The organism is Ferrigenium kumadai (genome assembly GCF_018324385.1).
Taxonomy (GTDB): Bacteria; Pseudomonadota; Gammaproteobacteria; order Burkholderiales; family Gallionellaceae; genus Gallionella; species Gallionella kumadai.
The window spans coordinates 1,629,076-1,649,457 of sequence record NZ_AP019536.1 but is presented as its reverse complement, the minus strand read 5'-3'; the positions used below and the strand labels follow the sequence as shown (position 1 = coordinate 1,649,457).

18 protein-coding genes are annotated in these 20,382 nt (G+C 60.8%); 14 read left to right on the top strand and 4 right to left on the bottom strand.

The window, feature by feature from the left end:
• Positions 1-45: 45 nt before the first annotated feature.
• Complete coding sequence (locus tag FGKAn22_RS07820) at positions 46-1,047, bottom strand: MBL fold metallo-hydrolase (RefSeq protein ID WP_212785093.1); 1,002 nt, start codon at positions 1,045-1,047, stop codon at positions 46-48.
• Positions 1,044-1,616 (bottom strand): alpha/beta hydrolase, encoded by a 573-nt coding sequence (locus tag FGKAn22_RS07815; protein WP_212785092.1) that lies wholly within the window; start codon positions 1,614-1,616, stop codon positions 1,044-1,046. The genes FGKAn22_RS07820 and FGKAn22_RS07815 overlap by 4 nt, the downstream gene beginning before the upstream one ends.
• Positions 1,617-1,725: 109 nt before the next feature.
• On the opposite strand from FGKAn22_RS07815, the gene FGKAn22_RS07810 reads away from it, so the two are divergent.
• The 14 genes from FGKAn22_RS07810 (at position 1,726) to FGKAn22_RS07745 (ending at position 18,819) form a co-directional block, all read left to right on the top strand.
• Positions 1,726-2,118, top strand: a complete 393-nt coding sequence (locus FGKAn22_RS07810) for a DUF2946 family protein (protein ID WP_212785091.1) — start codon at positions 1,726-1,728, stop codon at positions 2,116-2,118.
• Between the two features lie 172 nt (positions 2,119-2,290).
• A complete protein-coding gene (locus tag FGKAn22_RS07805) occupies positions 2,291-3,556 on the top strand; it encodes a TolC family protein (protein WP_212785090.1) in 1,266 nt (421 codons plus the stop codon).
• On the top strand, positions 3,553-5,124 hold the full coding sequence (locus FGKAn22_RS07800; protein WP_212785089.1) for an efflux RND transporter periplasmic adaptor subunit: 1,572 nt from the start codon (positions 3,553-3,555) through the stop codon (positions 5,122-5,124). Before FGKAn22_RS07805 ends, FGKAn22_RS07800 begins: the two co-directional genes overlap by 4 nt.
• A 1-nt stretch (position 5,125) precedes the next feature.
• Positions 5,126-8,290: an efflux RND transporter permease subunit gene (locus tag FGKAn22_RS07795; protein ID WP_212785088.1), complete on the top strand. Its 3,165-nt coding sequence runs from the start codon at positions 5,126-5,128 to the stop codon at positions 8,288-8,290.
• Positions 8,291-8,301: 11 nt separating this feature from the next.
• Positions 8,302-8,652, top strand: a complete 351-nt coding sequence (locus FGKAn22_RS07790) for a copper-binding protein (RefSeq protein WP_212785087.1) — start codon at positions 8,302-8,304, stop codon at positions 8,650-8,652.
• Between the two features lie 65 nt (positions 8,653-8,717).
• Entirely contained in the window at positions 8,718-9,173 is a 456-nt protein-coding gene (locus FGKAn22_RS07785) for a DUF411 domain-containing protein (protein ID WP_212785086.1), read from the top strand.
• Positions 9,174-9,290: 117 nt separating this feature from the next.
• Positions 9,291-10,616 carry an SAM-dependent methyltransferase gene (locus FGKAn22_RS07780; RefSeq protein ID WP_212785085.1) on the top strand — a complete coding sequence of 442 codons (1,326 nt, stop codon included), beginning with the start codon at positions 9,291-9,293 and terminating at the stop codon, positions 10,614-10,616.
• Complete coding sequence (locus FGKAn22_RS07775; RefSeq protein WP_246487367.1) at positions 10,616-11,170, top strand: heavy metal-binding domain-containing protein; 555 nt, start codon at positions 10,616-10,618, stop codon at positions 11,168-11,170. The genes FGKAn22_RS07780 and FGKAn22_RS07775 overlap by 1 nt, the downstream gene beginning before the upstream one ends.
• Entirely contained in the window at positions 11,164-11,577 is a 414-nt protein-coding gene (locus tag FGKAn22_RS07770; RefSeq protein WP_212785084.1) for a hypothetical protein, read from the top strand. Before FGKAn22_RS07775 ends, FGKAn22_RS07770 begins: the two co-directional genes overlap by 7 nt.
• Complete coding sequence (locus tag FGKAn22_RS07765; protein WP_212785083.1) at positions 11,567-13,963, top strand: heavy metal translocating P-type ATPase; 2,397 nt, start codon at positions 11,567-11,569, stop codon at positions 13,961-13,963. The genes FGKAn22_RS07770 and FGKAn22_RS07765 overlap by 11 nt, the downstream gene beginning before the upstream one ends.
• Before the next feature lie 29 nt (positions 13,964-13,992).
• Complete coding sequence (locus tag FGKAn22_RS07760; RefSeq protein WP_212785082.1) at positions 13,993-14,232, top strand: SHOCT domain-containing protein; 240 nt, start codon at positions 13,993-13,995, stop codon at positions 14,230-14,232.
• A 264-nt stretch (positions 14,233-14,496) separates the two neighbouring features.
• Positions 14,497-16,668, top strand: a complete 2,172-nt coding sequence (locus FGKAn22_RS07755) for a sensor domain-containing diguanylate cyclase (RefSeq protein ID WP_212785081.1) — start codon at positions 14,497-14,499, stop codon at positions 16,666-16,668.
• A gap of 279 nt (positions 16,669-16,947) precedes the next feature.
• Positions 16,948-17,880: an OmpA family protein gene (locus FGKAn22_RS07750; RefSeq protein WP_212785080.1), complete on the top strand. Its 933-nt coding sequence runs from the start codon at positions 16,948-16,950 to the stop codon at positions 17,878-17,880.
• Positions 17,881-17,988: 108 nt separating this feature from the next.
• The gene (locus tag FGKAn22_RS07745) at positions 17,989-18,819 is read left to right on the top strand and encodes a DUF3025 domain-containing protein (protein ID WP_212785079.1); all 831 of its coding nucleotides are present in this window, start codon (positions 17,989-17,991) and stop codon (positions 18,817-18,819) included.
• Positions 18,820-18,831: 12 nt separating this feature from the next.
• Here FGKAn22_RS07745 and FGKAn22_RS12595 read toward each other — a convergent pair whose 3' ends face one another.
• Together FGKAn22_RS12595 and hpnE are read right to left on the bottom strand one after the other, a co-directional pair.
• A complete protein-coding gene (locus tag FGKAn22_RS12595; RefSeq protein WP_281411862.1) occupies positions 18,832-18,963 on the bottom strand; it encodes a hypothetical protein in 132 nt (43 codons plus the stop codon).
• A 115-nt stretch (positions 18,964-19,078) separates the two neighbouring features.
• Positions 19,079-20,365, bottom strand: a complete 1,287-nt coding sequence (gene hpnE, locus FGKAn22_RS07740; RefSeq protein ID WP_212785078.1) for a hydroxysqualene dehydroxylase HpnE — start codon at positions 20,363-20,365, stop codon at positions 19,079-19,081.
• Between the last annotated feature and the right edge of the window lie 17 nt (positions 20,366-20,382).

Sequence of the window (20,382 nt, the reverse complement as noted above, 5' to 3'; positions counted from 1 at the left end):
AAATTAATTCGAAGCTGCCCCCGTTTGACCCGACCACGTTTGACCCTAGGAACGACCGATAATTTCCTCGTCCATGGCCGTCGACGCGTTGTGATCAGTGTCGGAAATGGAGCGTGGCGTGGCGCCCAGGGCGAAGATTGTACCTAACCCAGCATAGAGATAACGATCACCAAATGCCTTCTTGAGTGCCGTGAAGGTGGGCTCGCCAGTGCAGTGGCCAGGTGCCACGAAGGCCACTTTGAAGGTATCGTGCAGAGTCGCGACGATCTTCTCGATTTCCTGGTCGTTGGATACCACCAGATGGAAACCGCCGGCGAGGAAGTGGATTCGTGGGTTGATCGCGGCTGCGGCTGCGACGGTCTTGTCGATGCCCGGATGCGAGCAGCCCACCACCATCACCATGCCGTCTGGCGTGTTGATCGCGAGCGACAGCTCGCGCAACTCCAGCGTCCCCGGTTTGTCCGAGACCAGCGCGATCAGATGGATGCCGGGGGCGATCTCCGTGCTCTTGTCGATCAACTCGAAGTTGACGCCGGGCCAGGCGGCTCCGAACCGCATCACTGCCGGTGGCGCGCCGTCGTAGTAGCGCTGCTCAGGGGGCAGAGAGGCATCCTTGCGATAGAAGGTGCTTGGCAGGTCACCGCCATACACGCCGAAGCCCTCCTTGGGCGCGTAGATTTTCACCTTGGGATTCACGCTCAGGAGATAGGCCATGCCTCCCATGTGATCGCCATGGCGGTGGGACATGACGACGAAGTCGAGTTTGGATAGATCGATGCCTTTCGCCTTCGCGTTCTGCGCTAGGATGTCGGAGTTGTTGCCGGTATCGAAGAGGATGCGCTTGCCACCATATTCAATGAGCGCGGCATACCCCCAGTCCTTCTGCATGGCGGAAGACTTGCCGAAGGCGTCGTAGAGAACGGTGATCTGCGCCTTGGTCGAGTCGCCACCCGCCGCAGCCGGTGGCGAGGTCGTCGTGGCGCATCCGGCGAGAAGCTTAGCCAGTGCGGCAAGACTAAAGTAACCCCCCCAGAACTTTGCTTTCATTTCGGTCCTCCTTTCTCACCTTCCACCTCCAACACGCCGGGCCTTCGCCCAGCACCTGCTGCACCTTCGTAAACCACTGCCATGCGCGTCGTTGCGCCGCCTAGCGATTCGCCGAACATCACGATGCGTGCGGGCGCGATGCCGCGCTGATGCATGAGATATTGCCATGCGGCTTCGGCGTCCCGGTAGGTGCCTTCCTCCGAGGGCTTGCCGGTGCTCTTGCCGTAGCCGCGATAGTCGAAGATGAACACCGACAGCCCCATGTCGTGGAACAGCCGGATGGCATCGATCCGGTGCGAGATGTTGCCCCCGTTGCCGTGGGCGTAGAGCAGCGCGCCGCGCGCATGTTCCGCGGGCACATACCAAGCCGCCAAGCTGACGCCGTCGGCTGTGACCAGGGTGACGGCTTCGTAGGGCAGGCCTGCCTGTGCGGGCGTGGCCTCGTATTCGCGGCCGCCCAGGTCCGGGTAATAGACGAGGCTGTCCTGCCGCAGGAACAGCACGAGCATCATCGTGCCATACGCCGCGGCGGCAATGATGAGGGCGTGCTTGGCGATCTCCCAGGACATGATCGTCCTCCGGAACGTGGGTGGGCGACACTATCTCACAACCGGGTGGAACTTCGTCAGCGGTGTTTGTCCGATTGACAGCCCCCTCCTGATTTGCGAAGCTGCACGTATGTCTCGCCTGTCCAGAAAACTCGTCGCTGTACTGATGCTGCTGTGGCTGCCGCTGTCCGGCGGCAGTGCGCTCGCGGCCACAGTGTCCATGCAGGCGCAGAGCGGCGCATGTCATGAGGCCGCGATGCAGGAGATGCATCATGCGGACGCTGGCGATCACCAGCATCATCACGATGCTCCCGCGGCGCAAGATCAGAACGCTTCGAATGATCAGGACTCTTCCTGCAACGCCTGCGGCGTCTGCCATCTGGCGTGCAGCGGCTACCTGGCCGTGCCGGCTGCAGTTCCCCCGGGCATACAGGCATCCGCCCAGCCGGCCACTCCTTACCTCGTTGTCTTCGATTCAATCACGTCAGTCCCGCTTCTTCCACCGCCTCTCGTCCGTGCCTGACGCGGGACGAGTGTGTCTGTTGTTTCGTAATCTGATCTAGTTACCGATCTCGTCCCGAATCGTTCGGCGGCCCTTGATATAACCACTAGCCATTCGACTAGGCTGCCAAAAGACGACAGCCAAGTCGCTGGTTATGCGGCTGTCCGATTGCATATGCACGAGGATTCGGAACATGAAATTATCTTTACCGATTTACACCCTGCTGCTCGGCATGTGGCTATCGCCTGCCGGTGCAGAGGAGCGCGCGCTGGGCAGCGATGTCGCGGGCCTGCTGGCCTATGCGCGCGAGCACAATCCGGAACTGGCGGCGGTGCGCCACGAGGCGGATGCCGTACGTCAGCGCGTACAGCCCGCGGGCGCTTTGCCGGACCCTGTGTTGCGTACCGAACTGATGGACGTCACCAATCAGGGGACGAACAAGGCTGCGAGCCTGCTGCCGTCTCAGGTTGGCAGTACGCGCTATCTGCTGATGCAGGAGGTGCCTTGGTTCGGCAAGCGCAGCCTGCAGCGCGAGGTGGCCGAGGCGCAAGCCGCGCAGGCTGACGGTCAGTCGGCTTCGACCTGGGCTGAACTGTCGGGCCGCATCAAGGCGGCCTACGCCATGTACTACTACCTCTCCGGCAGCGAGCATTTGGCGCGCCAGACACTGGAATTGTTGGACAACCTGGAGCGGGTCGCGCAGACGCGCTATGCCAACGGACTGGGCTCGCAGCAGGATGTCATCCGCGCGCAGGTAGAGCAGACCACTCTGCGCGCCGAACTGATCGAGCTCGAGAGCGAGCGCCATCACGAGCAGAGCCGCCTGAACGCATTGCTGTCGCGCCCCGCGATGGCGGAACTGGCGGAGCCTGCGCAGTTGCCGCCATTACCCACTGCGGCGCAACTGGACTATCCGGCACTGGAGCAGAAGCTGCGCGCGCGCAATCCGCAGTTGCAGATCGCCGAGGCGCAGGTGCAATCCGCCGAAAAGGGGCGCGACCTTGCCTACGTCAATCGCTATCCCGGCTTCACGCTGGGCATCGCGCCGAATCAGTCCGGCAATTCGGTGAAAAGTTGGGACCTGATGGTCGAATTCAACATCCCGCTGCAGCAGGAATCGCGCCGTTCTCAGGAACGCGAGGCGGAGGCGCAGTTGGCGGCATCCGAGTCGCGTAAACATGCGTTGCTCGACCGCATGCTGGCCGAGTTGTCCGAAAACGTTTACGGGCTGGAGACCGCGCGGCGCACCGAGTCGCTTGCGGCCAATCGACTGCTGCCGCAGAGCGAACTGACCTACCAGTCCGCACTCGCGGGCTACGAGACCGGCAGGGTGGAGTTCGCCATGCTGATCGAGGCGCAGCGGCAAATCCTAAAGGCAAAACAGCAACGCCTCAAGGCGCAACTGGATGCGCAACTGCGCCTCGCCGAGATCGAACGTCTGTTGGGAGAAGAGTCATGAAAAAAGTTTACGGAATCGTCGTCGTGCTGACACTGCTGGGCGTGGCGGCAGGCGGTTATTGGCTAGGCGCGCGCACTGCTGTACCAGCAGTCGCAGCAGATGCGGCCAAGGCAGAGCGCAAGGTGTTGTATTACCGCAACCCGATGGGCTTGCCGGACACCTCACCGGTGTCGAAGAAGGACGCGATGGGCATGGACTATGTGCCGGTGTACGAAGGCGAGGCGGAAACAACCAACGGCAAGCAGATCGTTATCAGCACCGACAAGGTGCAGAAGCTCGGGGTGAAGAGCGAGGTAGCGGCGATGCGCATGCTCGACAAAACGTTGCGCGTAGCGGGACGCATCGAGATCGACGAGCGGCGCACCTTCGTCATCGCGCCGAAATTCGAGGGCTGGGTGGAACGACTCTACGTGAACACCACGGGGCAGGCTGTCGGCAAGGGCCAGCCGCTGTTCGAGGTATACAGCCCCGACCTGGTCTCGGCACGGCGAGAACGTGAACTCGCTGCGCAAGGCATCGCCGCGCTGAAGGATGCGGACGAGGAAGCGAGGGACGGCATGCGGCGGCTCGCGGAATCCAGCGCCGCGCGCCTGAAGAACTGGGACATCGCGGACGGTCGAGTGAACGGTAACCGCGTAACCTTCCATGCACCCGTCTCCGGCATCGTGCTGGAGAAGAACGCGGTGCAGGGCATGCGCTTCATGCCCGGCGAGATGCTGTATCGCATCGCCGACCTGTCCTCGGTGTGGGTGGTGGCCGATGTCGCCGAACAGGACATCGGGCAGATCAAGGCAGGTGGGCGCGTTCAAGTCAGCGTGGATGCGTACCCGGAAAGGCAGTTCGACGGCAAGGTGGACTTCGTCTCTCCGACGCTGGACAGCGCAACGCGCACAGTGCGCGTGCGCATCGAGATCCCCAATCCGCAAGGTCTGCTGAAGCCGGCGATGTTCGCGCAGGTCGTCTTGCCGGTGGGTAGCGCAAGCCCGGTGCTCACTGTGCCGGTCTCTGCCGTGATCGACAGCGGTCTTCGCCAGATCGTGCTGGTGCAGCTTGCGCAGGGACGCTTCGAACCGCGCGAAGTGAAGCTGGGCAGCCGCAGTGACAGGTACGTCGAGGTGCTGGAAGGTATCGCGGAAGGCGAGCAGGTGGTGACTGCCGCGAACTTCCTGATCGATGCGGAGAGCAACCTCAGGGCGGCATTGGGCGGCATGAGTGGGCCCGTTCGACAAGCTCAGGACAGGCAGGCTACACCTGCAGCGAGCGTGCAGTCGCCTGCTGCGGAACCGGGTAAGGCAACCGCGCAGCTCAAGACCGCCGTGGTCGGTCATCAGGCGCAGGGCACGCTGGAAGCGGTCAATGCCGACGGCACGCTCAGCATCACCCACGGGCCGATCGCCTCGCTGGGCTGGCCCGGCATGACCATGGATTTCGCACTGGCCAATTCGGCGTTGCTGGATGGCATCCAACCGGGCAGCGCGATCAGCTTCGAGATCGTCGAGCGCAAGCCGGACGAATGGGTGATCACCAAACTGCAAGCCCGCACGCAGCATCAACACGAAGGACACTGACATGCTGTCGAAACTCATCGAATGGTCGGCGCGCAACCGTTTCCTGGTGTTGCTCGCCACCCTGTTCATCACGCTGGCGGGCATCTATGCCCTCATGAAAACACCGCTGGATGCGCTGCCCGACCTGTCAGACGTGCAGGTGATCGTCTATACCGAATACCCGGGACAGGCGCCGCAGGTGGTGGAAGACCAGGTCACTTATCCGCTCACCACGGCGATGCTGTCCGTGCCGAAATCCAAGGTGGTGCGCGGCTTCTCGTTCTTCGGTGCTTCGTTCGTGTACGTGATCTTCGAGGACGGTACCGACATCTACTGGGCGCGTTCGCGTGTTCTGGAATACCTCAACAGTATCGCGGGGCGCATGCCCAAAGGCGTGTCACCGCAACTGGGGCCGGATGCGAGCGGTGTGGGCTGGGTGTACCAGTACGCCGTGCTCAGCGAGAAACACAATCTGGCCGAACTGCGCACGATGCAGGACTGGTATCTGCGCTACCAGCTCACCAAGGCGCATGGCGTTGCGGAGGTGGCTTCCATTGGCGGTTTCGTGCAGCAGTACCAGGTGACGGTCGATCCGGTGAAGTTGCGTGCCTACGGTATTTCGCTGAACAAGGTCACGCAGGTGATTCGCGAATCCAATCGCGATGTCGGCGGGCGCGTGGTGGAAATGGCCGAGACAGAGTACATGGTGCGCGGCAAGGGCTATCTGCGCGGCCGTGGCGACCTCGAAATGCTGGTGGTGAAGGCGGAGAACGGCACACCGGTGTTGTTGCGCGACATCGCCGCAATTTCACTTGGCCCGGACGAGCGGCGCGGCCTCACCGAACTCAACGGCGAAGGCGAAGTGGTGTCCGGTATCGCCATGGCGCGCTACGGCCAGAACGCGCTGGAAGTGATCGAGAACATCAAAGCCAAGATATCCGAAGTGTCCGCCGGATTGCCGGAGGGGGTGAGCATCAAGGCGGTCTATGACCGCTCCGAGCTGATCCAGCGCGCCATCGCCACATTGAAGAAGACGCTGTTCGAAGAAGGGCTGATCGTGGCTCTGGTGTGCATGGTGTTCCTGATGCATGCGCGCAGCGCGCTGGTCGCCATCGTGATGCTGCCCATCGGCGTGTTGATCGCCTTCATCGCGATGCGCGCGCTGGGCATGAACTCCAACATCATGAGCCTTGGCGGTATCGCCATCGCTATCGGCGCGATGGTGGACGCGGCCATCGTGATGATAGAGAACGCGCACAAGCACCTGGAGCGGATGAAAGAGGGGGAATCGCACTTCGATGCGATGCTGACGGCATGCAAGGAAGTCGGACCTGCGCTGTTCTTCACACTGCTGATCATCACGGTGTCCTTCCTGCCGGTATTCTCGCTGGAGGCGCAGGAAGGGCGGCTATTCGCTCCGCTGGCCTATACCAAGACCTTCGCCATGGCGGGCGCGGCGCTGCTGTCGGTCACGCTGGTACCGGTGCTGATGCTGCTGTTCATCCGCGGGCACATCATGCCGGAGGCGCAGAATCCGCTGAACCGCTGGCTGATCGCCGTGTACCGCCCGGTCATCGATGCCGTGCTGCGCCGCAAGCAGACCACCATCACGGTTGCATTGCTGGCGATGGGGCTGACGCTCTATCCCGTGTTGCGGCTGGGCAGCGAGTTCATGCCGACGCTGAACGAGGGCACACTGTTCTACATGCCTGCGTCATTGCCCGGCATGTCGGTGACCAAGGCGGCTGAGTTGTTGCAGACTCAGAACAAGATCATCAAGAGCTTTCCCGAAGTTGCTTCGGTGTACGGCAAGGCAGGGCGCGCGCAGACCGCCACCGACCCGGCGCCGCTGGAGATGTTCGAGACGGTGATCAACCTCAAGCCGCAGGAGGAATGGCGGTCCGGCATGACCACCGACAAGCTGATCGCCGAGATGGACAGGGCGCTGCAATTCCCCGGCGTGGCGAACTCGTGGACCATGCCGATCAAGGCGCGTATCGACATGCTCTCCACCGGTATCCGCACGCCCGTCGGCATCAAGGTGTTCGGCAAGAACCTGGAGGAGATGGAGCATCTCGCCAGGGAGATCGAAGCCGTGGTCAGGAAGGTCCCGGGCACCAGCAGCGCCTTTGCCGAGCGCATCACCGGCGGTTTCTATCTCAATATCGAGCCGGACCGTGCTCAGCTTGCGCGATACGGCCTGACGGTGGGAGAGGTGCAGGAGGTGATCGCTACCGCGCTGGGCGGCGAGACAGTGACCACCACGGTGGAAGGGCTGGAACGCTTCGGCGTGAACGTGCGTTATCCGCGCGAGCTGCGCAGCACACCCGATCAGATCGCGCGCGAGGTGCTGGTGCCGACCATGGACGGTGCGATGATCCCGCTCGGCCAGCTAGCCAGGGTGAGCATAGGCAAGGGCGCGCCCTCGATCCGCACCGAGAACGCGCTGCTCTCCGCCTACATCTACGTGGACATCCGCAACCGCGACATCGGCTCTTATGTGGCCGAGGCCCGCAAGGCGGTGGCCGAGCAGGTGAAGTTCCCGCCCGGCTACTACGCCACCTGGAGCGGGCAGTTCGAGTACATGGAGCGCGCCGCGGCGAAGATGAAGATTGTCATCCCAATCACCTTGCTACTTATATTCCTGCTGCTCTACCTCAATTTCAAACGCGTCACCGAGTCGCTGATTGTGATGCTGTCCGTGCCGTTCGCATTGGTCGGCGGCGTGTGGCTGCTGTGGCTGCTGGGTTACAACCTGAGCGTGGCGGTTGCGGTGGGCTTCATCGCGCTCGCTGGCGTGGCGGCGGAGACTGGCGTGGTGATGCTGATCTATCTGGAAAACGCATGGCAGGAGCAGCAGGCGCGCTGCGCGGCGGAAGGGCGCGAGCCGGTGCCGGACGACCTGCATGCCGCCATCATGGAAGGAGCGGTGGAGCGCGTGCGCCCGAAGATGATGACCGTGACCGCGATCATGGCCGGCCTGTTGCCGATCATGTGGAGCAGCGGCACCGGCTCGGAAGTGATGAGCCGCATCGCGGCACCGATGGTCGGCGGCATGGTGTCATCGACAGTGCTGACGCTGGTGGTGATTCCGGTGATCTACGCGCTGGTTAAACAAAGAAAGATATCGTCCGCCAACCGGGATGCGGCGGGGCGAACGGACTTATCGGCATCCCGCGATGCATGAAAGGAAGAACGATGAAAGCAGTCAATTTGTTCGTGGCGCCGATTATTGCCATGGCCGCAACGGTGGCGATGGCGGGAACGGCATATACCGCAACGCCATCACTCAGTCAGGAGGTATCGCGTGCTACCAGCCAAGCGAAGCATGAAGGTTTTGGTGTGCTTAAGGCGGTAAATCCGGAAGGGAACAAGGTGCAGATTGCGCACGAAGCGATACCCTCGCTGCAGTGGCCGGCGATGACTATGTGGTTCTCGCTGCGTGGTCCGTTGCCCAAGGGAGTAGAGGCGGGTGACAGCGTGCTTTTTGAATTGGACCAAAACCGGTCAAACGAATGGGTAATTACCCGTATTGAGCTCAAGCGCTAAACGATGTTACACATGGCCACATGGAGCCAGTCCATGTTCGACGAGGAAAAAGGACTAGGGGAAAAATGACGTTTCGTAAGGGGAAAATTGCCGGACTATGGCTGCGCATCTGCACTGCAGCCTTATTGCTGAATGCACCACTCGCCCTCGCTGCAACGGAAGTGACCGTGTACAAGAGCCCGGCATGCGGTTGCTGCGAGGAATACGTGAAATATTTACGTTCAAACGATTTCGCGGTAAAGGCTGTTAATGAATCCGACATGGATGCCATCAAGAAGCGTCATGGGGTATCCCATGTCGCCAGTTGCCACACGGCGCTGGTCGGTGGCTATGTGGTCGAGGGGCATGTGCCGGTCGGCGCCATCCGAAAGCTGCTCAAGGAGAAGCCTGCGATCACCGGCATCAGTGCACCCGGCATGCCGATGAATTCGCCGGGGATGGGCGAGATAAAGAAGGGAACCCTGACGATCTATGCCGTTTCTAAAAACGGGAATGAGCCGCGAGTGTTCTCGGTTGAATGATTGCCAGGCATATATGAGGAAAGGTTTTTTGCCGGGTAAATAGGTTGGCAGCCATGTCTGCCTTTGAGTTCGCTTGATCAGAGACTCTCTAACCAATTGAGGAAGGAGTTCGGTGAAATGGCAACCATTTACGGAAGCAACTCTGTAGCCTGCAATCCCGATACCGATCCGGCCAGACAGATCCTGTATCGCCTGTTCCGGAATTTCGATGGGAGCATCCGCATCTGCCTTTGGGACGGCTCAGAAGTGCAACTGGGCCACGACTGTCCCGATTTTTCGCTGATCTTCCGGTCTTCAAGAGCTTTCCAGGATATGGTCCTGTCGCAGAGTCCGTTGCGCCTCGTCGAGTCTTATTTTCAGGGGCTCATCGACATCGACGGCGACCTCTACAGTGCGCTCAAGCTGCGCCATTATCTGACTTCGTTGCAACTGTCCCTCCCCGAGAAGGCCATGCTTGCGACCAAGGCATTGACGATCAAGCCGGAGAAAACCGAGTCGAACGGCAGCCGCAGGTGGGCAAAAGACCTCAGGCAAAAACTGGGATTGGAAGCCAGCAAAGAGCTCAATCGCGATGCCATTTCCTTCCACTACGACGTATCCAACGATTTCTATGCGCTGTGGCTGGACGAGCAAATGGTCTACTCCTGCGCTTATTACGAGGATGCCGGCCAGAGCCTGGAGCAGGCGCAATGCAACAAGCTCGATCATATCTGCCGCAAATTGCGACTCAAGGCGGGCGAGCGGATGCTCGACATCGGCTGTGGCTGGGGGGCCTTGGTCTGCTGGGCCGCAGAGCATTATGGAGTGAATGCACATGGCATCACGCTGAGCCGGAACCAGTATGACCATGCTCAGCGCACGATCAAGCGCCGCGGACTCGAAGACAGGGTCACGGTAGAGTTGATGGATTACCGCGACCTCAAGGGCGAGGCAGAGTACGATAAGGTGGCGAGCGTTGGCATGTTCGAGCACGTGGGCCTGAAGAACCTGCCGACGTACTTTTCCGTCGCCCACCGGGCTCTCAAACCCGGCGGGCTGTTCCTGAACCATGGCATCACCAGCGAGGAAGGTGGCTGGAAGAAAGGCATCGCGACAGAATTCATCAACCGCTATGTGTTTCCGGACGGGCAACTTGAAAACATCAGCACGGTGCAGCAGCTCATGGAAGACGCGAAATTCGAGATCCACGACGTCGAAAGCCTCAGAAAACACTACGAGCTGACATTGCGCGAGTGGGTGAGACGCCTCGAAAGTCGTCGCGAAGAAGTGCTGGAACACGTGCCGGAATCGGTCTACCGTATCTGGCGGCTTTATATGGCGGCCTGTGCCATGCAGTTCGAAGAAGGCAATACCGGGGTGTATCAGATACTGGCTTCCAAACGCGCGCCTTTTTCAAATCCGGTCCCGCTCACGCGGCGCGATCTTTACCCGCGCCCAGGCTGATGAAAGTGGGCTACACCTGTCCGATGCATCCGGAAATAAGGCAAACGTCTCCGGGAGCTTGCCCCAAGTGCGGCATGGCGCTTGTGGAAGAGTCATCAGCCGCCGTGTCGGTGGGATATGCCAGGCCGCTGCAATTCGGAGTGGGAGCATTCGTATTGTTGCTCACCGTCTATTTCGGCATCGTGAGCCTGATTTCCGGCGGGAGCTTCGCTCTCGAACAATTTTCAAAATACTGGTACTTCATCGTGGCGCTCGCGGTGGGCTTCGGTATTCAGGTCGGGCTTTACACATACCTCAAGAACCTGGTCGGGCGACACGGTGCATCGGGCAGAATGGTTGCCGTGTCCGGCACGACCTCTACGGCGGCGATGGTTTCCTGCTGTGCCCATTACCTGGTCAATATTTTGCCCATACTGGGCGTCACGGGATTTCTCACAGTGGTTGCGGAATACCAGGTCGAGTTGTTCTGGCTTGGGTTGGCGTTTAACGCTGCGGGCATTCTGTATATTGCGGCCAAGGTCACCGAAGCTGCGCGGGAGCATGAAAGATGCTGAGACCTATTTTGATCGGATTGGGGCTTGCATTCGTAGCCGTGACCAATGCGGCGGAGCCTAGATATGCGCCGCAAACAAGCGATGAAGGGGGATTAAAGGTCATGGTCACCCCGCAGGATGTTTCGAGTGGGGCGAAAACGTGGGATTTTGGCGTAGTCCTGGAAACCCATACGAAGTCTCTGAACGATGACTTGTCCAGGTCTTCCGTGCTCATTGCGGACGGAAAGCGATACTCGCCGCTGGGTTGGGAGGGCGCGCCGCCCGGTGGTCATCACCGCAAGGGGTTGTTGCGATTCAAGGCGGTCAAGCCGGTTCCCGCATCCATAGAGTTGCAGATCCGCTTGAATGGGGAGGTCGCCCCAAGAAGTTTTCGATGGATGCTGAAAGGAAAAGGTTATGGCAATTGATCCTGTGTGCGGCATGACGGTGAAGCCGGACTCGCCGCATCACTTCGAATACCGCGGCATCGAATACCACTTCTGCAGCGCGAAATGCCAGATCAGGTTCCAAGCATCCCCATCAGATTACCTCGATAAATCCGCAGTGCCAGAAGTTCCCATGGCGCGACACAGCGGTGTCGTTTACACCTGTCCCATGCATCCTGAGGTACGCCAGCCCGCGCCGGGATGCTGCCCCAAGTGCGGCATGGCGCTGGAACCGGAATCGCCGGTAGCAGCAGGGTCGGTCGAATACACTTGTCCCATGCATCCGGAGGTCGTGCGCAATGAACCGGGCAGTTGCCCGATCTGCGGCATGGCGCTGGAGCCGCGCAACGCACCCGCGGAAGACAACACCGAATTGAACGACATGAGCCGACGCTTCTGGGTGAGTGCGGCACTGGCCTTGCCGGTATTCATCATGGCGATGGTTTCCGAACTGACACCGCAATTCGTGCCGGATTTTGTTTCGATGACTGTGCTGCAATGGCTGGAATTCGCGCTGTCCACTCCTGCTGTGTTGTGGGGCGGCTGGCCGATATTCCAGCGCGGTTGGGCTTCCGTCATCAATCGCAGCCTCAACATGTTCACCCTGATCGCGCTGGGTGTCGGCGTGGCGTGGAGCTACAGCGTGGTGGCCATGCTGCTGCCGGGCATCTTTCCTTACGCGATGCGCAGCATGATGGGGACGGTACCGGTGTATTTCGAGGCCGCCGCGGTGATCATGGCGCTGGTGCTGCTCGGGCAGGTGATGGAATTGCGCGCGCGCAGCCAGACCAGTGCCGCGATCAAATTGCTGCTAGGCCTTGCCCCTAAGACTGCACGCATCGTGCGCGCCGATGGCAAAGAAGAAGACATTCCGCTGGAGCAGGTACGGCCGGGCGATGTTCTGCGAGTACGTCCCGGCGAAAAGGTGCCGGTGGACGGCGTGGTGCTGGAAGGCACGAGTGCGCTGGATGAATCCATGGTGACCGGCGAGTCCATCCCGGTGGAAAAAGTCACTGGCGCGCGATTGATCGGTGCGACGGTGAACGGCACGGGCAGTTTGCTGATGCGCGCCGAGCGTGTCGGCGCCGACACCCTGCTCGCGCAGATCGTGCACATGGTGAGCGAGGCGCAGCGCAGTCGCGCTCCGATCCAGCGGCTGGCCGACGTGACTGCAGGTTATTTCGTTCCGGTGGTGGTACTGGTCGCGCTCATCACGCTGGCGGTATGGGGCATCTGGGGGCCGGAGCCGCGTCTCGCGCACGCCATCGTCAACGCCGTTGCGGTGCTGATCATCGCCTGCCCGTGTGCATTGGGGTTGGCTACGCCGATGTCCATCATGGTCGGCACCGGGCGCGGTGCGCTGGCCGGTGTGCTGATCAAGAATGCCGAAGCGCTGGAAACTATGGAGAAGGTGAACACGCTGGTGGTGGACAAGACCGGCACCTTGACCGAAGGGAAACCGAAACTTACCTCGGTCGTTCCGCTGCCCGGGTTCGATGAAGGCGTCGTGCTGTGGCTGGGCGCCAGCCTGGAGCGCGCCAGCGAACACCCGCTGGCCGCGGCGATCGTGAGCGGCGCACAGGAAAAAGGCATCACGCTCACCGCGGTGAGCGAGTTCCGCTCGTTCACCGGCAAGGGCGTGGCGGGGACAGTCGAGGGCCGTGCGGTCGCGCTGGGCAATCTCAAGTTGTTCGAGGAGTTGCACATCGATGCGGACGAGCTGCCCGTACGAGCCGAGGCGTTGCGCGGAGAGGGGCAAACGGTGATGTTGCTGGCGATCGACGGCAGGGCCGCAGGCCTGCTCGGCGTGGCCGATCCGGTCAAGGCTTCCACACCGGAGGCGATCCGCGCCCTGCACAAGGAGGGCGTACAGCTCATCATGCTGACCGGCGATAACCGCATCACGGCCGAGGCAGTAGCTCGCAAGCTCGGCATCGACCGCGTCGAGGCGGAAGTACTGCCCGAGCAGAAATCCGCCATCATCAAACAATTGCAGGCGCAGGGACGCTTCGTGGCGATGGCTGGCGACGGTATCAACGACGCACCGGCCCTGGCGCAGGCTCAGGTGGGCATCGCCATGGGCACAGGCACCGACGTGGCGATGGAAAGCGCGGGCGTCACGCTGGTCAAGGGCGACCTGAACGGCATCGTGCGCGCCGTGCGTCTCTCCCGCGCTACCATGGGCAACATCCGCCAGAACCTGTTCTTCGCCTTCATCTACAACGTACTCGGCATCCCCGTTGCGGCGGGTGTGCTTTACCCGTTCTTCGGACTGCTGCTGTCGCCCATCATCGCGGCGGCGGCAATGAGCTTCAGTTCGGTGTCGGTGATTACTAATGCGCTGCGGTTGCGTCGCGTGAAACTCTAGGCCGTAGTGCGGCCAGGAAGGAGTAAAAAATGTGGGGGCATATGAATGATTACGGCTGGGGTTGGGGCGGCATGGGGCTGGGTATGCTGCTGTTCTGGGGGCTGTTGATTGCCGGCATTGTGATGCTGGTGAGATGCTCTCGTGGCTCAGGCACTTGCGGCAAGGGAGAGCGGGAAAAGTCCCCAGTCGATCTGCTCAAGGAGCGCTACGCGCGCGGGGAGATCGAACGCGATGAATTCGAGCAGAAGAAGCGCGATCTGGAAGGCTGATGCGGCTGCGGCATGAAAGACAAATGCAGGGAGTGGCTTGCCGCTTTTCTCCAGCATCACGATATGAGCAATGGGTTTCAGCAGGCCGGTGGTCACTCATGCGCCGGCTGAATCGGGTGCAAATGTGAGAAGCATTATTGTGGCGGATGTTGTACCTGATTGTGTCCGGCGGCGATACACTTAACACTGTGTGCAGACCTTAGGCTGCTTAAGCACTAAGGCTTGCAACATTCTTCCCTCCATATTCAGGCAACACTTCCTCAGATGCTAGAGACCGCACAATTCCTCAAAAGCCAGATGGATTACATCTTCTTCGTCTATGGGCTGGCCTTCATGGTCCTGGGCGTGGTCTGCTTTACCCGGCAACGGTCGCCGCAGGAAGTATTGCCATGGCTGTTCATGGGACTATTTGGCTTTACCCATGGGCTGAATGAATGGCTGGATCTGCTGGCCTTGACCGCAGGCGACACGCCGCTTTTTTCTTCGGTGCGATTGGCGGTGATGGCTGCCTCATTCGCTTTTCTGGTCGAGTTCGGCCGGGTCGCTACGATCAAGCTGGGCATGCGGACTGTGGGGCGCTGGATATTGCCGGTCCTGCTGCTTGTTGCACTGCTGCTCGGCAGCTTGCTGGGCGGCCAGAGCGGGTTGAATGGCGGTTTCCGGTATGCGCTGGGTCTGGTCGGTTGCCTGTGGGCGGCCTTCGCGCTTTTCGCCAAGGCTAGCACGCTTGAAGGACTGAGGCGCCGCTGGCTGATCTCTGCCGGCATCGGCATGGGGTTGTATGGCATCGCCGCCGGTGCCGTAGTGCCGGCGGCCGCCTCGTTCCCAGCGAACTTCCTGAATCAGGAGACTTTCTTCGCCGCTGTCGGCGCGCCCATCCAGCTGTTTCGCGCTTTCTTCGCGTGCTGGATCATGCTGGCCGTCTGGGCCTATGAGCAGAGCCGATTTGAAGAATCGCACCTGATGATGAAGCGGCGCTGGTATTTCCGCGCCACCGTTGCCGTGCTGGTCATGACCATCGGTTTGGGCTGGACGCTTACGAACAACTTGGGCAAGCTCTATCAGGAAGACCTGCGGCGGGACATCGATGCAGGGACATCGCTGCTGGCTCACCGGCTCTCGGTCGATACCACAGTTACGCAAGGATTGGCGACGGCGATGTCGACCTCGAATGCTCTTGCCGGAATGCCCGGTACCGCACCCGATACGCTTGCCCAGGCCAACCTGTTGGTGGATCGCTACAGCGCCGTCCATCCCGGCCTCATCGCCTATGTGATGGACCGAAACGGGACGGTCATTGCCGCTTCCAATCGCCATCAGCCGACCAGCCTTGCCGGGAGGAATTACAGCTTCCGCCCATACTTCCAGGAGGCACTCGCCGGGAGACTGGGCAAGTTCTTCGCCATCGGGGTCACCACGGGGGAGGCGGGCTTCTACGCCAGTGCCCCCATCCGCAATGGCAGGCAAGAGATCACCGGCGTGGCCGTGGTGAAACACACACTTGATCCGGAAGCACTGGGGCTGACGCACTTTCAGGATGCGTTCCTGGTCGATGCGAATGGCGTCGTGCTGCTTTCCGGCATGAAGGGCGCGCCGTATGGCCTGTGGCCGTTGCCGCCGGATCTGCTCCGGCAAACCCAGGCATCGCAGCAGTTCGCCGGAAAGGAGGTTACTTCTCTCGCGCAGCAACGCTTCGGGAACGGCGAGTGGATCAGCATCGCCGGCAAGAAATTCCTGGCCGGGCGGCAGATGGTTGGGCAGGAAGGCTGGTCCATCGTGTTGCTGCGACAGGAAAAGGCCTCGTTGGTAAATCGCCTGTTCGGCATCATCCTGACATTGATGATCAGTGTGCTGATCCTCGTTTCGCTGCTGGTACTCCAGCGCGAATTCGGCACTGAAATACTGCTGCACCAGAACCAGAAACGTCTGGAAGCACTGTCGCACGAGCTGGAACGGCAGGCCACCACCGACACCCTGACAGGCGCCTTGAACCGGCTGAAGTTCAACGCCATCCTCGGCCAGGAAATCAAGCGTTCGCAACGCTACCATACGCCACTGTCGCTCATCATGTACGACATCGACCACTTCAAGCGTGTCAATGACACTTATGGTCACCAGGTGGGCGATAGCGTGCTGGTTCAGCTGACAAGTCTGGTGGCTCCACGTATCCGGGAGACCGACAGCCTGGCTCGGTGGGGCGGAGAGGAGTTCATGGTCGTGGTGCCGCATTTGAACAGCAGCGAGGCCGCAAAGCTGGCTGAGAAACTGCGCGAACGAGTTGAAACGACTGCGTTCACCGGGGTGGGCAGACTGAGCTGCAGTTTCGGTGTGGCGCAATTCGCTCCGGATGACACGGCAGACACCTTGACCGGACGTGCCGATCAAGCTTTGTACCTGGCCAAAGCCGGTGGCAGGAATCGCGTTGTAACCGCATGAACCAGCAGTCAGCCACGCAGCGCTTTGAATTGACCGTTCAGCAGGTAGAGGCCGACGGTGAGATTGGAAAAGATAGAGTCTGCAGAATGTTGCTACATGTTTTGCCTTATTGCGTGTGAAGTTCAGACGAATGATACTGACACAGTGTCTGCACCCCTAACCATTGCAATGGAGGTCGTCATGAATAATTTCCCATGCCCGAACCAAGCATCACGGAAAACGTTGCTGAACCTGGTTGTTGTCGCGGCTTGTGCGGCGGCCATTTCTCCGGCGCAAGTCATGGCCCATAACGAACCGCGGACGCAAGGCTATCTGGTGGACAGCCAAGGCGAACTTGTCAAAAGCGGTGCGGGGCAGTGCTGGCGCACGGGCTACTGGACGCCGGGGATGGCGATCGAGGAATGCGACCCGGATCTAATCAGGCAAGGGGAAGCTCCTGCCGGCGAGGCGGCACCGCTTCCGGGATATCCGGAGCGGATCAAGTATTGCACCACACTGGATATCCAGTTCGAGATCGATCAGTATGCCATCCAGCATGAATACGAGGCCTCGGTAGAAAGGCTGGGTGCATATCTGAGGAAATATCCGGACACCACGGCCGTGATCGAGGGACATACCGACGAGGTCGGGACGGACGAGTACAACATGCAGCTGTCGCAGCGCCGTGCAAACAGCGTGGTGGAATACCTCGTGAATCGTTCCGGCATCGACCGTTCCCGCTTGAAAGCCGTGGGATACGGCAAGACGCGCCCCGTCGCGGACAACCGCACCGAGGAGGGCAAGCGGCAGAACCGCCGCATCGACTCCATCATCGACTGTGCGATGGATGTGAAGGAAGGCTTCAAGCCGGTTCCCGGACGTATCACCAAGGTCGGACTGGAAATGGAATTCGACAGGAACCGGGCCGACATCAAGACGCGCTACCACGACGAGCTCTCCAGGGTGGCGGATTTCCTGAAAGAGAATCCAAACGCCTCGGCAACGATAGAGGGGCACGCCAGCAACGCGGAGGGGACCAGGGGGCAGGGTATGGAGCTCTCTCGGCGCCGCGCCGAGAGTGTGGTGAACTATCTGGTGGATAAATTCGGCATCGCGCGCAGCAGGCTCTCCGCCACCGGATTCGGACAGACCCGGCGTGTCGCTTACAACTGGAGCGAAGAGGGGCGGCGCGAGAACCGGCGGGTGAATATCTACCTCGATTACGGAAAATAACCGCCAAGGGGGCCGATGGTGATCGGCCCCTGTTTCTCCAGCAAGCCGGACTTTTGGCATCAAGCATGACGCTACCCGGCAAACCCGCCGGTCAGCTAAACTTGCGGCATGAATCCGACTCCCATATGGAATAAAGACGCGTTATTGCAATCGCCGCTGTTCTTCCCGCTGCACCCCATCATCTCGCGTCTCGGCACAACCGGCTTCCCGACGTTACAGGACTGCAATGCGCTGCTCGATGGATGCCATCCCGCCATCGCCACGCAGAGCGGCCACCTGTTGCGCTTCGTCGCGCAGGAATATGGAAAACTTGCCTTCGAGGCGCAATACGAACCGCGCTGCTATCTGAAAGGCGAGGTACCGACGCGCGCGGACAACTGGCATGATCTGCTCAATGCACTGGTGTGGCTGACTTTCCCCAAGGCCAAGGCCGCGATCAATGCGCGGCATTACCAGGCGCTGACGGATGGAAGAAAAGAGGCAAGTCGCAGCGAACGCGGCGCGGTGCGTGACACCAATACCCTGCTGGACGAGTCAGGGGTAGTCGTTCCGTACGCGGACGAGGAACTGGCCAAACTGTTGCGCGACTTTCAGTGGAAGGAATTGTTCTGGGGGTGGCGAGCCGAGGTAGATGCGCAGATGGGTTTCTACCTGTTCGGCCATGGCCTGTACGAGAAGGCGCTCAATCCTTATATCGGCATGACCGGTCAGGGACTGTTGTTGCCGGTGGAAGCAGATTTCTTCGGCTGGCCGTTGGAGCAACGTCTGGTACATCTGGATAAGTTGCTCGCGGACTATTTGAGTGCGCCGGCGCATTGTCTCAGCACCCGGGAGCTGGCTCCCGTGCCGCTGCTCGGTGTGCCGGGATGGGCGGCGGACAATGAAGATTCCGCGTATTACGACAACAGCGCCTACTTCCGCCCCGGCCGGTGCAGGTAGGCGGCCAACGGTTCAGCGCCGAGTATTGGCCGGAACCTTGACCTTGACGTAGAAGCCCTGCTGCTGCAAGTCGCGCACCCGATCCCAGTCGCCCAGAACGGAGTAACGCAACACATCGTGGTAGTAGACAAGTATTTCCAGCATGATAGCCCCCATTCGAAATTGAGCGTCCGGCGGCGGAGCCGCTCTTCCAAATGCTCAAACGCGACGCTTGATTACATTATCGGCAAAGCTGAAGAAAGCTTGAGCTGAGGAGGCTTCAGGAAATCAGTGCGGCGCAGCGCACGCCGCTGAGCACGGCACCTTCCAGCGTGGCGGGATAGTCGCCTGCGGTGTAGTCACCCGCCAGCAGCAGGCGAGGTAGGGCGGTCTGCTGCGACGGGCGCTGCAGGTTCGGTGCGCAGCAGAAGGTGGCACGCTTTTCGGCGATAACCTTGAACCATGCCGGTGCCTCTGTGATACCGAATTCCTCGCGCAGTTCGGCGATGACCTTCCGGGCCAATTCTTCCTGGCTCAACTCCTGATGGATGCCTTCCGCGCTGATGACGCTGGCGAGCAGGCCCGATTGGCCAGCGATCCGCCCCTTGTCGAACAGCCACTGGCTGTAGCGCCGGTGCAGGCCGAGCATGGCATGGGGCAGGATCACATGCGCCGGATATTGCAGGTACACGGTGTAGATCGGCTGGTGTTCCAGCGAGTCGATCTGAGTAACGGCGCTTCCGAGTTCTGCGATCGGGCGCAGCAGCTTCGCGGCGACTGTCGGCGGCGCGGCGCAGATGACGTGGCTGAACGAGTGCGTTCCCTGCGCCGTGACCAGGCTGAGGCCTTCATCCTGTGGAACGATTGCTTCTACGCCACTGGAAAGGAACATCTCACCTCCCTGTCGTTCGACATAGGCCGCGGCACGTTGCGGGAACAGGTCGGTGAAATCGATGCGCGGCAGCAGCATGTCGCTGTCGGCGCGGGCGCGGTTCAGCGCATCGCGCAGCACGTTGAGCAGCACCTGTGCGGAAGCCTTGCGGACAGGAGTGTTCAGCGCGGCGATGGTGAGCGGTTCCCATAGCTTGAGCGTCAGATCGGTGCCTTGCCCGTGTTGGGCGAGCAGCTCGGCGACGGTCATGTCGCGCGGAAGGCGGAAGTTCATGTGGCGCAGCGCGAGCATGAAGCGTGCGGCCTTGATGCGCTCGCGCCAGGTCAGCCCTTGCGCGTTGAGCAGAGCGAACAAGAGATGAAACGGCGCGGGCAGGCGAGGCGCCTTGAAGGCGAATTCGTTATGCAGGTCGAGTTGCAGCGGCAGGCGCAGGAAATCCTGTCCGATGTCGCCGCCGACCAGTTCGATCAGGCGGAGGGTCTCGCGATAGCAGCCGAGCAGCAGGTGCTGGCCGTTGTCGAGCTGTGTGTCGTTGTGCCGCACGCCGCGCGCGCGTCCGCCAAGCTGTCTGGCGCTTTCGAATACGGTGACGGGGATGTTACGCGAGGCCAGTTCGGCTGCTGCTGCCATGCCGGCATAACCGCCGCCAATGATGGCGACGTTAATTTTATTCATTGTGACCTCGCTGCTCC

Excerpts from the sequence above, each read along its gene's own strand:
- FGKAn22_RS07820 (WP_212785093.1), bottom strand. The coding sequence starts at position 1,047 with ATGAAAGCAAAGTTCTGGGGGGGTTACTTTAGTCTTGCCGCACTGGCT.
- FGKAn22_RS07815 (WP_212785092.1), bottom strand. The coding sequence starts at position 1,616 with ATGTCCTGGGAGATCGCCAAGCACGCCCTCATCATTGCCGCCGCGGCG.
- FGKAn22_RS07810 (WP_212785091.1), top strand. The coding sequence starts at position 1,726 with ATGTCTCGCCTGTCCAGAAAACTCGTCGCTGTACTGATGCTGCTGTGG.
- FGKAn22_RS07805 (WP_212785090.1), top strand. The coding sequence starts at position 2,291 with ATGAAATTATCTTTACCGATTTACACCCTGCTGCTCGGCATGTGGCTA.
- FGKAn22_RS07800 (WP_212785089.1), top strand. The coding sequence starts at position 3,553 with ATGAAAAAAGTTTACGGAATCGTCGTCGTGCTGACACTGCTGGGCGTG.
- FGKAn22_RS07795 (WP_212785088.1), top strand. The coding sequence starts at position 5,126 with ATGCTGTCGAAACTCATCGAATGGTCGGCGCGCAACCGTTTCCTGGTG.
- FGKAn22_RS07790 (WP_212785087.1), top strand. The coding sequence starts at position 8,302 with ATGAAAGCAGTCAATTTGTTCGTGGCGCCGATTATTGCCATGGCCGCA.
- FGKAn22_RS07785 (WP_212785086.1), top strand. The coding sequence starts at position 8,718 with ATGACGTTTCGTAAGGGGAAAATTGCCGGACTATGGCTGCGCATCTGC.
- FGKAn22_RS07780 (WP_212785085.1), top strand. The coding sequence starts at position 9,291 with ATGGCAACCATTTACGGAAGCAACTCTGTAGCCTGCAATCCCGATACC.
- FGKAn22_RS07775 (WP_246487367.1), top strand. The coding sequence starts at position 10,616 with ATGAAAGTGGGCTACACCTGTCCGATGCATCCGGAAATAAGGCAAACG.
- FGKAn22_RS07770 (WP_212785084.1), top strand. The coding sequence starts at position 11,164 with ATGCTGAGACCTATTTTGATCGGATTGGGGCTTGCATTCGTAGCCGTG.
- FGKAn22_RS07765 (WP_212785083.1), top strand. The coding sequence starts at position 11,567 with ATGGCAATTGATCCTGTGTGCGGCATGACGGTGAAGCCGGACTCGCCG.
- FGKAn22_RS07760 (WP_212785082.1), top strand. The coding sequence starts at position 13,993 with ATGTGGGGGCATATGAATGATTACGGCTGGGGTTGGGGCGGCATGGGG.
- FGKAn22_RS07755 (WP_212785081.1), top strand. The coding sequence starts at position 14,497 with ATGCTAGAGACCGCACAATTCCTCAAAAGCCAGATGGATTACATCTTC.
- FGKAn22_RS07750 (WP_212785080.1), top strand. The coding sequence starts at position 16,948 with ATGGCCCATAACGAACCGCGGACGCAAGGCTATCTGGTGGACAGCCAA.
- FGKAn22_RS07745 (WP_212785079.1), top strand. The coding sequence starts at position 17,989 with ATGAATCCGACTCCCATATGGAATAAAGACGCGTTATTGCAATCGCCG.
- FGKAn22_RS12595 (WP_281411862.1), bottom strand. The coding sequence starts at position 18,963 with ATGCTGGAAATACTTGTCTACTACCACGATGTGTTGCGTTACTCCGTT.
- hpnE (WP_212785078.1), bottom strand. The coding sequence starts at position 20,365 with ATGAATAAAATTAACGTCGCCATCATTGGCGGCGGTTATGCCGGCATG.